Source organism: Streptomyces sp. NPDC059740, from assembly GCF_042733155.1.
Taxonomy (GTDB): Bacteria; Actinomycetota; Actinomycetes; order Streptomycetales; family Streptomycetaceae; genus Streptomyces.
This window is the reverse complement of sequence record NZ_JBHWGP010000004.1, coordinates 232,000-245,259: the sequence shown is the minus strand read 5'-3', so window position 1 is coordinate 245,259 and position 13,260 is coordinate 232,000. Positions and strand designations below refer to the sequence as shown.

The following is a 13,260-nucleotide window of genomic DNA, read 5'->3' as shown; positions in this document are numbered from 1 at the left end:
TGTCGGATCCCCCGGCAGCACCGCATCGCCCGTGTGTCCGGTCTCGTACGTATGGACAAGAACGATAGTCGTCCGGTTTCCACGACTCGCAGGGCACTGTGACCGAGGGCCGCACCCCGCGGTGGGCGGAGGCGGCCCGGGCGGTGCCGCCCGGGCCCCGGACACGCCCGCGACCTGCGATCTCAGGGACCTTCCAGGGTTTCCACCGATGCCGCCCCGCACCCGGTCTTGACACCATGGCCACATGACCGACGCAGCCTCCCCCTCCCCCGAGCCCACCGGACCGTCAGCTTCCGGTGCCGCCCACGGCGGTGACGCCGCCGCAGGTGCCGGAGCGGACGGGGCGGGTGGCGGCGGTGCCACCGCGGCGGGCGGGGGCCGCACCGACGGTCCGCGGCGGCTGGTCCGCAGCCGGCAGCGGGTCGTGGCCGGGGTCTGCGGCGGCCTGGGCCGGCACTGGGGGCTGGACCCGGTCGTCTTCCGCGTCGTGCTCACCGTACTGGCCGTGACCAGCGGACTCGGGCTGATCCTCTACGGCTTCGCCTGGCTGCTGGTGCCGCTGGAGGGCGAGGAGGAGAGCGAGGGGCGGCGGCTGCTGTCCGGTCGCGTCGACGGGCAGATCCTGACCGCGCTGGTCTTCGCACTGGTCGGCTGCGGCCTGTTCCCCTCGCTGGTGAGCGGGGGCGGGGTGCTGCCGTTCACGGTGATGCTGTCGCTGGCGGTGGCCGGGTCGGCGTACTGGACGCGGCAGCGGGGGCGGGCCTCGGCGCCGGACGGCGAGCGGGTGGGCGCGGCGACGGCACAGGCCGTGGCCGACGCGCCGCCGGAGGCCACCGCCCCGCCCGCGCCCGGCACCCCGTCCTGGTGGCGGCACCCCGCAGGCCCCGCCGAGCCCGCGTACCTGTGGGGCCCGGCGGACGTGCCGTTGCCGGAGCACACGCCGGGCCCGAAGGCCGCCGAAGGCCGCGCCGGGCGGACGGGAGGCCGGGGCGGCGGCACGGCGGCCCGTCGTCCGGCACGCTCCCCCGCCCCCCGCCGGCCCTTCCCGATCGGCGGCCTGACGTTCCTGCTCGCCGTGGCGGCGGGGGTGGGCGGCGCCCGGGCCCTGTGGATCGGCCATCCGCTCGGCACCAGTCTCCAGTTCGGCCTCGCCTGTGCCCTGGCGGTGCTGGGGCTGGGGCTCGCCGTCAGCACCCGCTGGGGCAGGACCGGCGGCAGGACGGTGTTCTGGGCGTTGCTCACCGCGGTGCTGCTGGCAGGCTCGACGCTGCTGCCGCCGGACATCTCCTCGCAGGTGGGGAACCGGCGCTGGTCGCCGACGCGCGCCGCCGACGTCGCCCCCCAGTACGAGCTCGGCGCGGGCGACCTCCGGCTCGACCTCAGCCGGCTGCGGCCGGCTGAGCGGTCGACCGTCGCCACCCGGGTGGAGATCGGCGCCGGCCAGGTCCGGGTGAACGTGCCCGAGGGCGTGACCACCCGCTTGCACCTGGACGTCGGCTCCGGCGGGTTCCAGCTGCCCGACGGACAGGAGCAGGCCGGCCTCTCCGGATACCACCGCTCCCTGACGCTGCCCGCCCACGGCCTGGCCGCCGGCGAGAAGCCGCGCGGCCTCCTCGACCTGGACGTGCACGTCGGAGTGGGAATGGCGCGGGTGGAGCGCGCCACGCCCCTCCCGCCGTCCGGGTCCGCCCCGACCCCCACCTCCCCTCCCGCCCCCACCCCCACGTCCGCCCCGACCGGTCGCTGACCGCCCGGCCCGGCGAAGGAGTCCCCCGTGCGCCACCGCTTCGAACCCCACCGCCTGATCCTCGGGCTGTGCGCCCTGGTCGTCGGGGTGCTCTACGCCCTCGACGCGCTGGGCAGGGTCCGCCTGCCCGGTGCCTGGCTGGTCCTGCTGGTGCCCGCCGGCCTCTGCCTGGCGGGGGTGACGGCGGCGGTGACGAGCGTGGTGCGAGCCCGCCGCGGCTGAACGGGGACGGCCGGACGCCCGGCGCCGGACCGGGAAAGCCGAACGCCGCCCGCCACAGCTGCTGTGGTGGACGGCGTCCGGGGGGCCTCAGGGGCCGAGGGGGAGGGTCACTCCCACTCGATGGTGCCCGGCGGCTTGCTGGTCACGTCGAGCACGACGCGGTTGACCTCGGCGACCTCGTTGGTGATGCGGGTCGAGATGCGGGCCAGGACGTCGTAGGGCAGCCGCGACCAGTCCGCGGTCATGGCGTCCTCGGAGGAGACCGGGCGCAGCACGATCGGGTGGCCGTAGGTGCGGCCGTCGCCCTGCACGCCGACGCTGCGGACGTCCGCCAGCAGCACCACGGGGCACTGCCAGATGTCGCGGTCCAGACCGGCGGCGGTCAGTTCCTCGCGGGCGATGGCGTCGGCCTCGCGCAGCAGGTCCAGGCGCTCCTTGGTGACGTCGCCGACGATGCGGATGCCCAGGCCCGGGCCGGGGAAGGGCTGCCGCTGGACGATCTCCTCGGGCAGGCCCAGCTCGGCGCCGACGCGGCGGACCTCGTCCTTGAAGAGCTGGCGCAGCGGCTCGATGAGCTCGAACTCCAGGTCCTCGGGGAGGCCGCCGACGTTGTGGTGGGACTTGATGTTGGCGGTGCCGGTGCCGCCGCCGGACTCGACGATGTCCGGGTAGAGGGTGCCCTGGACCAGGAACTGGACGGGCTCGCCCTGGGCGCCGGCCTCGGCGACGATCTCGGCCTGCGCCTGCTCGAAGACGCGGATGAACTCGCGGCCGATGATCTTCCGCTTCTGCTCGGGGTCGGACACCCCGGCCAGCGCGTCGAGGAACCGCTGCTCGGCGTCGACGACCTTCAGCTGCACGCCGGTCGCCGCCACGAAGTCCTTCTCGACCTGCTCCGACTCGCCCTTGCGCATCAGGCCGTGGTCGACGTAGACGCAGGTGAGCTGGTCGCCGATGGCGCGCTGGACGAGGGCCGCGGCGACCGCGGAGTCCACGCCGCCGGACAGACCGCAGATGGCCTGCTTGGAGCCGACCTGCGCGCGGATGGCGGCGACCTGCTCGTCGATGACGTTGCCGGTGGTCCAGCTCGGGGTGAGCCCCGCGCCGCGGTAGAGGAAGTGCTCCAGGACCTGCTGGCCGTGCGTGGAGTGCATCACCTCGGGGTGGTACTGCACGCCGTACAGCCGCTTGGCGTCGTTCTCGAAGGCGGCGACGGGCACCACGTCGGTGGAGGCCGTCACGGTGAAGCCCTCGGGCGCGGCGGAGCAGGCGTCGCCGTGCGACATCCACACCGGCTGCTCCTCGGGCGTGCCCTCGAACAGCGTGGAGTCGGACTTGGTGACCTTCAGGCCGGTGCGGCCGTACTCCCGGGCGCCGCTGTTGTCGACGGTTCCGCCGAGCGTCGTCGCCATGATCTGGAAGCCGTAGCACATGCCGAAGACGGGGACGCCCGCCTCGAACAGCGCGCGGTCGATGCTGGGGGCGCCCTCCTCGTAGACCGAGGACGGCCCGCCCGAGAGGATGATCGCGCTCGGCTTCTTCGCGAGCATTTCCGCGACCGGCATGGTCGAGGGGACGATCTCGCTGTAGACCCGCGCCTCCCGGACTCGGCGGGCGATGAGCTGGGCGTACTGCGCGCCGAAGTCGACGACGAGCACCACGTCCGGGGTGTTGCTGTCGGGGGCGGCGGGGGGTGCTGAGGGCACGGCGGCGGCCTTCCGGCTTGCGGGGAACATCTGCTGCACCTGCTGCGACGAGTACCGGGAGTGGCCCGGCCGCGTCGGACTGCTACGGCGACACGGTGTCGGCAGGGTGACCAGAGGGTGTGTGGGGTCAATTCTAACGGGGTGGCGCGGGGACCCTCGTCCCACGGTGCGGAACCCGGCTGGCACCGGGCGCCGCGGCGGGGCATACTGCCTTCCATGCGTCAGCACACGATCTTCGTCTTTACCTATGGCATCCGGCCCACCGGCTGCCATGGTCGTGCTGCTTGAACCACTGACGAGCGACACCACAGGCGCCCCGGGCCACACGGCCCGGGGCGTCTCGTCTCTCCCGGGCCGTGCGGCCCCGGGCCCCGCCCCGACCAGGAGAGAGACCATGACCACCACCCCCACCGCCCCGCACACCGCCGCCCGCACCGACGCCGCCGCCGGGTCCGCCCCGCGACCGGAGCGCGCCGCCCACACCGGTGCGCACGACGAGGCCGCGGCCACCGTCATCACCGGCGCCCGGGAACGGATCGACGACCTCGACGCGCGGATCATCGGCCTGATCGAGGAACGGATGGCCGTCTCGGCGGAGATCCAGCGGGCCCGCATCGGCTCCGGCGGCCGGCGCGTGAACCTGGCCCGCGAGATGGAGATCATCGGCCACTACGCCGGCCGTCTGGGCCGTCACGGCACCGCGCTGGCCATGACGCTCCTGGAGCTGAGCCGGGGGACGACCGAAGCGGCATGAGGGCCGGGGACGGCCGACGCGGCGGGGGCCGGTGGGAACGGTGCACCGCGGCTCGGCCGACGCGGCGGAGGCCGGCGCCCGTGCCCCCCCGCGCGCAGGGGCGCGGGGCCCCGTCCCGGAGCCGCCGGACGTCCGGGGCGGGCGTCGATACACCCGTACGGCGCGTGACCGCCCGGCGCCGCGCCTCGTTGTGCCGGGTGCCACGTCAGCCAGGCGCGGTCAGCAGGACTACGCGTAGACACCGCCTCGACGAGGGTGGACCGCCGGAGCGATGAGACGCCGACCGCCGTGCGCGGCCGCGTGTGGGACCTCGCTCCGGTGCCGTGGCCGGTCAGCAGGGGACAGCAGTCCGGCCACACCGGATGGTGGTCGGTTCCGGGGACGCCTGGAACCGACCACTCCGCATCACCCGCACCGCACCCCCGCATCCCCCGCGCTCCGCACGGCCGGCCACCCGCGGCCCGTCACCACCGCCACGGGCCCGCCGGCCGCTCGCCGGCCCCGGCAGCCCCCGTCGGACGCCGCCGGCCTCGTTCGCCCGCCGCCCGCCCGGCAGCCGTCCGCCCGGCAGTGCCCTCCCGGCCCCCGTCCCTCAGTCGCCGTCCGCGTCCGGTGCCGCCGGTCCCGCTGCGGGGACGGTGGCCTGCGCCTCGGGCTCCTTGCGGGGCGGCACCGCGGGGACGGGCAGCAGCGGCAGCCGGAGGGCGGCGAAGGCCTCCTCGGGGACGACGGGGTGGCGCGGGGCGACCGGCGTCACCCTGCGGTAGCCGGCCCCGCTCGCCGGGCGGGGGTCCGCCTCGCCCTTGTTGGGCCACAGCGACATGGCGCGCTCGGCCTGGGCGGTGATGGTCAGGGACGGGTTCACGCCGAGGTTGGCGGAGACCGCCGAGCCGTCCACCACGGAGATGCCGGGGTGTCCGTAGAGCCGGTGGTAGGGGTCGATGACGCCGTGGTCGGCGTCCTCACCGATGGGGCAGCCGCCCAGGAAGTGGGCGGTCAGCGGGGTGCCCATGAGTTCGCCGACGTTGGAGCCGGCGAAGCCGTTGATCTCCTCGGCGATGAGGGAGGCGGCGCGGGTCGCCTCCGGGATCTGGTTGGGGTTGGGCTTGCCGTGGCCCTGGCGGGCGGTGAGCAGGCCCTTGCCGAGGCCGCTCTTCTTGCGGTAGGTCGTCAGGGAGTTGTCCAGGGACTGCATGACCAGGCCGATGATGGTGCGCTCGGACCACTTGCGGTTGGAGAGCGAGCGGAGCGTCAGCAGCGGGTGGCGGGCGCAGTTGGCGGCCCAGGCCACGGCGCGGGGGGCCTTGTCGGTGAACGGCACCTGCAGGACGGTGAGCCCGCCCATGGCGTTGGAGCCCTTGCCGTAACGGACCGGCTCGATGTGGGTGTTGGCGTCGGGGTGCACCGAGGAGGTGATGGCCACGCCGCGGGTGAAGTCCGGTGTGGCGCCGTGCGCACGCCGGTAGCGGCGGTCGTCGGTCTGGGCGCCCACCAGCGCCTCGGAGTTGGTGCGGGTGAGTTCGCCGAGGCGGGCGGAGAGGCGGGGCAGCAGGCCGCTGTCGCGCATCGAGTGCAGCAGGGTCTGGGTGCCGTAGGTGCCGGCGGCCACCACCACGTACCGGGCGCGGAAGGTGCGGCCCCGGCCCTTGCGGCGGTTGTCGGTGGGGACGGTGGCGACGGCGTAGCCGCCGCGGGAGTCCTCGGTGACGGTGACCACCGTCGTCATGGGGTGGACGGCGGCGCCGGCCTTCTCCGCGAGGTACAGGTAGTTCTCGGTGAGGGTGTTCTTCGAGCCGTGGCGGCAGCCGGTCATGCACTCGCCGCACTCGTTGCAGGCGCGGCGGCTGGGCCCGGCGCCGCCGAAGTAGGGGTCGGGGACCTCGGTGCCGGGGGCGACCTTCGCCGGGGCCTCGCCGTCCTGTCCGACCGCGTCCTGCCCGTCCCCGAAGAAGACGCCGACCGGCGCCATGTGGAAGGTGTCGCCGACGCCCATCTTCTCGGCGGCGGCCTTCAGGTGCACGTCGGCCGGGGTCATGGTGGGGTTCAGGCGCACCCCGAGCATCCGCTGGGCCTGGTCGTAGTAGGGCTTCAACTCCGCTTGCCAGTCGGTGATGTGGCCCCACTGCGGGTCGTCGAAGAACGCCTTGGGCGGCACGTAGAGGGTGTTGGCGTAGTTGAGGGAGCCGCCGCCCACCCCGGCGCCCGCCAGCACCATCACGTTGCCCAGGAGGTGGATGCGCTGGATGCCGAAGCAGCCGAGGGCGGGCGCCCACAGGAAGTTGCGCAGGTCCCAGGAGTTCTTCGGCAGGGTCTCGCGGGTGAAGCGGCGGCCGGCCTCCAGGACGCCGACGCGGTAGCCCTTCTCGGTCAGGCGCAGCGCGGAGACGGAGCCGCCGAAACCGGAGCCGATGACCAGGACGTCGTAGTCCAGGCCGGCCTCGTCCCCCGTCGTGGGTTCCCCGGCGGGGAGTCCGGAGCTCTCGGCAGCGGCGGCCGGGGGCTTCTCGTCCACGTTTTCCTGGGCTGCGTGCTGAGACGACACGTGGTCTCCCTGGAGGTCTCGAAGGTGGCTCGCCCGGCGCGTGGCAGGGCCGCGCGGCCGGGGCGGGGGCGTCCTCACGGCTCGGGGCGCGGGCGGCTCCCTCGGTGGGCGGGCCGCCCGCGCGGCAGGCGCTACTTCAGGCGCAGCGCTTTCATCGCCCGGAGGCTGCGGGTCATGAACGCGGCGTACTTCTCGTCACTCATGCCGAAGGACGGGGCGAGCGGCATCAGGCGCTGCACGGCGACGGTCTGCGGTTCGGTGTACTTCCAGATGCCCTCGGAACCGTGGCGTCGGCCGAGCCCGGAGTCGCCCATGCCGCCCATGGGGGCCCGCACGCTGCCGTAGGCCGCGGCGTAGGACTCGTTGACGTTGACGGTGCCGGTGCGCAGGCGCGCGGCGACGGCCCGGCCGCGGCGGGCGTCCTTGGTCCAGACGCTGGCGTTGAGGCCGTAGGGGGTGTCGTTGGCGAGCGCGACGGCCTCCTCCTCGTCGCCGAAGCGGTAGATCGAAACGACGGGGCCGAAGGTCTCCTCGGTGCACACCGTCATGGGTGCCCGGACGCCGTCGAGGATGGTCGGCTCGTAGAAGAGCGGGCCGATGTCGGGGCGGGCCCGGCCGCCGGTGACGACCTTCGCGCCCTGGGCGACGGCGTCGTCCACGTGGGCCGAGACGGTCTGAAGCTGCCGTGCGCCGACGAGGGAGCCCATGTCGGCGCCGTAGGCGAGGGCCGAGCCCAGGCGCATGGCGCGGGTGCGGGCGGCGAAGCGCTCGACGAAGTCCTCGGCGACCGACTCGTGGACCAGGAGCCGCTCGATGGAGATGCAGAGCTGGCCGCCGGAGGCGAAGCAGCCGCGCACCGCGCCCTGGGCGGCCCGGTCGAGGTCGGCGTCGGCCAGGACCAGCATGGCGTTCTTCCCGCCCAGCTCCAGGGAGCAGCCGACCAGGCGGGCCGCGGCGCTCTGTGCGACCTCGCGTCCGGTGCGGGTGGAGCCGGTGAAGGAGACGTAGTCGGCGTGGGCGACGACGGCCGGGCCGACGACGGGGCCCTCCCCGAGGACGACCTGCCACACCTCGCGGGGAAGTCCGGCCTCGATCAGCAGGTCGCGGGCCCACAGGGCGGTCAGCGCGGTCTCGGTGTCCGGCTTCATCACCACGGCGTTTCCTGCGACGAAGGCGGGCAGGGCGTCGCCGACGGAGAGTTCCAGCGGGTAGTTCCAGGGCACGATCTGGCCCACCACCCCGCGGGGGTGGCGCAGTTCGGTCACCTTGGTGAGGGTGGGGACGACCCCGGTGTGGCCCTTGCGGCGCAGGTAGGAGGGGGCCTTGCGGCCGTAGTGGCGGGCGGCGAGGACGACGGCCTGCACCTCCTCGTGGGCGTGCAGGCGGGCCTTGCCGGTCTCCAGCTGGATCAGGTCCAGGACCTCCTGCTGCCGGGCCAGGACCAGGTCGTGGAAGCGCAACAGCACCGCGGCGCGCTCCCGCACCGGTCGGCGGGCCCAGCGGCGCTGGGCCTCGCGGGCCCGGACGAACGCCTCGGCGACGTCCTCCGGGCTGGCCTCGGGCAGGTCGGCCAGCTTCTCGCCGGTGAAGGGCGTGTGGCCCGCGGTGGTGGAGCTGCCGGTGAGGCCGCGGGTGAGGCGGGTGACCAGCTCGGGCGTGACGACGTCCGCGGCCGTGCGGGCGTCCGCGACGGCGGGCGCCACCGGGTTACCGTCGGCGGGGGCGCTGTTCGCGGGGGCGGGGGCGGTCTCCTGGTCCGTCATGGCGGGAGCGTAAGCCCTTCCGGCGGGACGGGGGTACCCGCCGGTAACGGGTTTTCACCGGCCCGTCACAACTACGCCAGTGTTCACTGGCTGAAATCGTGGCGGTGGTGCGGGGTGGTGCAGGGGCGCTCGGCCGTGCTGCCGGCGCGCCCCCGGCCCGGTGCTCCGTCCGCAGCCCCCGGCAGCCCTGGGCGGCCCGGTCAGGAACCGTCCCCGAGGCCGTCGATCCGGAGGTACTCCAGCACCTTCGCGTACAGCGCGTCACCGCCGGGCCGGGCGTCGCCCTCCGCGGGCATGGTGACGGTCAGCGTCCAGCGCTGTCTGCCCTCGTGGACGTAGAGGTGCTGCTTCTTGACGTAGTGGACGACGTCGTCGTCGTCCGAGCTGCTTTCGGTGTAGTCGGTCGTGACGTCGTAGGCCTTCTGGCCCTGCTGCTGCGAGGAGGTCAGCGTGGACTTGGCGTGATACATGCCCGAACCGCGGTCCTCACCCGACTCGTTCTCGTGGGCCAGCTCGGCCGCTTCCGCCCGTGCGCTGCCGATCTCGACCGGGAAGGTGTCCCGGGGGTCGTGGACGGTGAGGTTGAGCTCGATGCTGTAGACGCCGCTGCGGTCGCTGAACGTCTCGGTGTTCCCGTCCGGTTCGACGGTGTGCAGGTAGTTGGCGGGGGCCGCGACCGACGCCTGCGTCACCTTGTCCGAGGGCCACTGCTGCCAGCCCTCGGGCAGACCGTTGCCGGTGAACGGGTCGGCCAGCAGCAGCACCAGCGCCGCGGCCACCACCAGGACGCCGGCGCCCAGAGTGGCCTGCGCCCTGCGGTTGCGGTGCAGCACCGGCGGCACCCAGCGGTTGGCCGGCGCCGGACCCACGGCCGGTTGGGAGGCCGGGCGGGGCGGTACCGCGGGGGCGGGGAACGCGGCGCCGTGCAGCACCCGGCGGACCTGCTCGGCCGGCGGCCGGGCCGCGGGGTCCTTGTGCAGCAGCTGCATGACCAGAGCGGCGAACTCGCCGGCGGCCCGGGAGGGCGGCTGCGGCTCGGCGCTCAGGACGGCCTGGAGGGTGGCCTGCGAGTTGGAGCGGCGGAACGGCGAGACGCCCTCCACCGCCGTGTACAGGACCACGCCCAGCGACCACAGGTCGGAGGCCGGGCCCGGACGTTGACCCAGCACCCGCTCGGGGGCGGTGAACTCCGGCGAGCCGACGAAGCCGCCGGTCTCGGTGAGTCCCTGCTCGCCCTCGACCCGGGCGATGCCGAAGTCGGTGAGGACGACGCGGTCCTCACCGCTGATCAGGATGTTGTCGGGCTTGACGTCGCGGTGCAGGACGCCCGCCGTGTGCGCGGCGCCCAGCGCGGCGAGCACCGCCTCTCCCACCCGGGCTGCCTCCCGCACGTCGAGGGTGCCCTCCCGCAGGCGGTCGCCGAGCGAGGTGCCGCGCACCAGCTCCATCACGATCCAGGGCCTGCCGTCCTCGACGACCACGTCGTGCACGGTGACGACCTGGGGGTGCTCGATGCGGGCGGCGGCCCGGGCCTCCCGCCGCATCCGCTCGTGGACGGTGCGGGCCGCCGCCGCGGGCAGGCTGTCGGGGAGGCGGGGCTCCTTGACCGCGACCTCGCGGTCGACCACCTCGTCGTGGGCCACCCACACCGTGCCCATCCCGCCGTGTCCGAGCCGGCGCAGCAACCGGTAGCGGCCCCCGACGCGCCGCCCCACGGCCGGGTCCTCCCCGGACCGCAGCGTCGCGGTGGCGGTGTCCTGGGAGGGGCCGGCGGAGGCCCGCGGGTCCTCGCGGGCGGGCTGCCCGGCGGGCCTCGGCGGCACCTGCCGGACCGGTCGCCCGGGGCCCGGTGCGGCCCCGGGGGCGTGCGGCGGCGCCGCGGGCCCCTGCGGCGGGTGCAGTTCGTACACGCTGGGCTCGTCGGCCCGTCCCCCCTGGGTCGTCATGCGCCCATCCTGGCGGACGCCCGCGTGATCGGCGCCCCCCGGCCGCCGCACGCAACCGGATGGTGATGTTCGGCGCCCCCTCCCGGCCCGCCGTGTGCGCGGTGCTCAGCCGGACCGGTCCCCCTCGCCGGGACGGAAGGTGTCCAGGGCGGTGGCGAAGTGCCGTTGCAGTGTGTCCCGCCGGGCCGCCGGGCCGTCCGCCCACACCTCGTAGCGGCGGCCCGACTCGTCCCACAGCAGTGCGGAGGTGTGGCGGGCACCGCTCTCGTGGCCGTCGCCGTCCCACCCGAAGTCCCAGGAGGCGGCCGGGTAGCCGTTGTGGGTGGTGCCGGTGACCTCGGCGCCGCGGTAGCCGGGGAAGCGGTGCCGCCCGTGACCGTCGGCCCACCGGGCGGCGGCCAGCGGGCCCGCGGAGTCCGCCGGGCTGGTGCGCACGCCCAGTTCGAAGCCGTCGTCGGCCGAGACGTAGCGCACCCACGAGCCGTCCGCCGTGCGGTGGAAGCCCGCCGGGACGGCCAGGGTGAAGCCGCTCGGGTCGCGTATGACGACGTAACCGGCCGGGATGGTCACGCTGGGGGCGGGCGGTGCCTGGGAGGAGCCCGGCGGCAGCGGACCGGTGGTGCTGCCGGCGGTGGGGGTCACCGAGGGCCGGCCCGGGGAACCGGAGGCCGTGTGCCCCGGCGGCCGTGCGTCCCCGGGCCCGTCGTGGGGGACGCCCCACAGCAGGACGAGGACGGCTCCGGCGCCGAGGGTCGTCGTCACGAGCGTCCCCAGGACGACGCGCATCCCGCGGCCGGTGGGGGGCCTGGCGGCTGCGGCCAGCCCCCGGTCGGCGAGGGCCCGCGGCAAGGGCACGTGCCGACGGCGGCGGCTGGCGCGGGCCCAGGGTGCGCCCAGGACGGACGGCTCGTGCGCCCCCGCGTGGTCCGCGACCGCCGCGTCGGCCTCCGCGAGACGTCCGGACAGGAGGTAGTGGCGCAGGGCCGTCTCGGTGGTGCCGACGTCCCACCGCAGCTCCGGGTCCCGTTCCAGCAGGCCCCGGACCACGCCCTCCAGCGCCCGTGCCGGTTCCGGCAGACGGACCGGGTCGTGCATCACGGCCTGGAGGACCCCGCCCAGCGAGTCGCGGTGGAAGGGCGAGCTGCCGGAGAGCGCGGTGCACAGCAGGGCCCCCAGCGACCACAGGTCCGCCTCCGGCCCGGTGCCGACGCCGGCGATGCGCTCCGGGGCGGTGTACTCCGGCGAGCCCACGAACCCGCCGTCCTCGGTGAGGGTGGTGGCCCCGGAGACCTGGGCGACCCCGAAGTCGGTGAGGACGACCCGCCCGGTGCCCGTCTCCAACATGACGTTGGCGGGTTTGAGGTCGCGGTGCAGGACGCCGTGGGCGTGCGCCGCCCGCAGCGCACCCAGCAGGCACACGCCGATGCGCGCCACCTCGCGGGGGGCCAGCGGCCCGCCGCGCTCCAGCCGCTCGGCCAGCGACTCGCCGTCGACCCACTCCATGACGATCCACGGCCGGCCGTCCTGCTCGACGACGTCGTGGACGACGATGACGTGCGGGTCCTGGATCTGCGCCACGGCCCGCGCCTCCCGCAGCGACCGCTCGCGCCGCGTGCGCAGCCGGGAGCGGGTACCGGTGGGCACCTCGTCGAAGTGGAGTTCCTTGACGGCCACCTGCCTGCCGAGCAGCTCGTCGGTGGCCTGCCACACCGTTCCCATGCCGCCGCGTCCCAGCCGCTCCCCGAGGCGGTAGCGGCCAGCCAGTAGCCGGTCCCGCCGGTCCGGGTCGGCCACACCGCCCTGACGCTGCGGGGCCCCGTACCGACGTCGGCTCCGGAAGCTCGCCACGGCGTTGTGATTCCCCCGCACGACCGAAGCGGAACGGCGACTACCGGCCGAGTGGGTCATGGGGGGCGGGAAGAGGCGTCCTGCGGGACGGGAGGGAGCCGGGCGGGACGGGGCAGCCGGGCGGAGGAACACGGCCGGGCGGAAGCAGACGGCCGGACGGGAAGAAGGACGAAGAGGGGGGGAAGGGAGGAGGCGGGGAGGGACCGCTGCTCAGGCGGAGAGGGGGGCGGCCGACTCGTCGACGGCCGAGGGCAGGTCGGGGTAGACCTCGAACAGGCGGCGCACGCCGAGCGCTGCGAGCACCCGGTTGACGTGGGACCCGTCGACCGCGCCCTGCGCCGGCAGGATGAGCCGGAGCCGGCCCTGACAGGACCGCATCAGGCGGCGGGTGGCGATCAGCACGCCCACCCCGCTGGAGTCGCAGAACCGCACCTCGGAGAGGTCCAGGACGACGCTGCGGCGGCCCTCGGCGACGGCGTCGTGCACGTGCTGGCGCACGGACGGCGAGGTGACCAGGTCCATCTCGCCCGAGACCTGGAGCACCGCCCAACGTCCCTGCTCGTTCTCGGCAACCTTCAACGTCACGCCGTTCCAAGCCCTTCGTTCGTTCCCGGGGCCAGGTCTGCCCGAAAACTCTTCCGGAACCTCTTCTTCCCGGCCACGCCTGCCCGCGAGCGCTCCTCCGAAACTTCCCGCAATCTCTCATGCCCTCCTGTGCGGCGTCCCCCTGCC

Annotated in this window: 9 protein-coding genes; 3 read left to right on the top strand and 6 right to left on the bottom strand. The window is 75.0% G+C overall.

The genetic code is table 11. From position 1 onward, the window contains the following. Nucleotides 1-244: 244 nt before the first annotated feature. Nucleotides 245-1,747 (top strand): PspC domain-containing protein, encoded by a 1,503-nt coding sequence (locus tag ACFV3R_RS07695; protein ID WP_385577124.1) that lies wholly within the window; start codon nucleotides 245-247, stop codon nucleotides 1,745-1,747. A 27-nt stretch (nucleotides 1,748-1,774) separates the two neighbouring features. After that, a complete protein-coding gene (locus ACFV3R_RS07690) occupies nucleotides 1,775-1,969 on the top strand; it encodes a hypothetical protein (RefSeq protein ID WP_385577122.1) in 195 nt (64 codons plus the stop codon). Between the two features lie 107 nt (nucleotides 1,970-2,076). On the opposite strand, the gene guaA is transcribed toward ACFV3R_RS07690, so the two are convergent. Further along, nucleotides 2,077-3,675, bottom strand: coding sequence for a glutamine-hydrolyzing GMP synthase (gene guaA, locus ACFV3R_RS07685; RefSeq protein ID WP_385577505.1), 1,599 nt, complete (start codon nucleotides 3,673-3,675; stop codon nucleotides 2,077-2,079). Nucleotides 3,676-4,069: 394 nt separating this feature from the next. Here guaA and ACFV3R_RS07680 point away from each other — a divergent pair, with 394 nt between their 5' ends. Beyond that, nucleotides 4,070-4,429, top strand: coding sequence for a chorismate mutase (locus ACFV3R_RS07680; RefSeq protein ID WP_385577119.1), 360 nt, complete (start codon nucleotides 4,070-4,072; stop codon nucleotides 4,427-4,429). Nucleotides 4,430-5,021: 592 nt separating this feature from the next. On the opposite strand, the gene ACFV3R_RS07675 is transcribed toward ACFV3R_RS07680, so the two are convergent. The 5 genes from ACFV3R_RS07675 to ACFV3R_RS07655 all read right to left on the bottom strand — a co-directional run bounded on the left by ACFV3R_RS07675 (nucleotide 5,022) and on the right by ACFV3R_RS07655 (nucleotide 13,113). Next, a complete protein-coding gene (locus ACFV3R_RS07675) occupies nucleotides 5,022-6,971 on the bottom strand; it encodes a GMC oxidoreductase (RefSeq protein ID WP_385577117.1) in 1,950 nt (649 codons plus the stop codon). A 131-nt stretch (nucleotides 6,972-7,102) separates the two neighbouring features. Continuing rightward, nucleotides 7,103-8,734 carry a succinic semialdehyde dehydrogenase gene (locus ACFV3R_RS07670; RefSeq protein WP_385577114.1) on the bottom strand — a complete coding sequence of 544 codons (1,632 nt, stop codon included), beginning with the start codon at nucleotides 8,732-8,734 and terminating at the stop codon, nucleotides 7,103-7,105. Nucleotides 8,735-8,934: 200 nt separating this feature from the next. After that, the gene (locus ACFV3R_RS07665; RefSeq protein WP_385577111.1) at nucleotides 8,935-10,680 is read right to left on the bottom strand and encodes a serine/threonine-protein kinase; all 1,746 of its coding nucleotides are present in this window, start codon (nucleotides 10,678-10,680) and stop codon (nucleotides 8,935-8,937) included. A 105-nt stretch (nucleotides 10,681-10,785) separates the two neighbouring features. Next, entirely contained in the window at nucleotides 10,786-12,474 is a 1,689-nt protein-coding gene (locus tag ACFV3R_RS07660) for a protein kinase (RefSeq protein WP_385577108.1), read from the bottom strand. 264 nt (nucleotides 12,475-12,738) lie between these two features. Beyond that, a complete protein-coding gene (locus tag ACFV3R_RS07655; protein WP_385577105.1) occupies nucleotides 12,739-13,113 on the bottom strand; it encodes an STAS domain-containing protein in 375 nt (124 codons plus the stop codon). Nucleotides 13,114-13,260: the final 147 nt, after the last annotated feature.

Bases quoted from the DNA above. Each gene is read 5' to 3' on its own strand.
- ACFV3R_RS07680 (WP_385577119.1), top strand. From the start codon at position 4,070: ATGACCACCACCCCCACCGCCCCGCACACCGCCGCCCGCACCGACGCC.
- ACFV3R_RS07670 (WP_385577114.1), bottom strand. From the start codon at position 8,734: ATGACGGACCAGGAGACCGCCCCCGCCCCCGCGAACAGCGCCCCCGCC.
- ACFV3R_RS07665 (WP_385577111.1), bottom strand. From the start codon at position 10,680: ATGACGACCCAGGGGGGACGGGCCGACGAGCCCAGCGTGTACGAACTG.
- ACFV3R_RS07695 (WP_385577124.1), top strand. From the start codon at position 245: ATGACCGACGCAGCCTCCCCCTCCCCCGAGCCCACCGGACCGTCAGCT.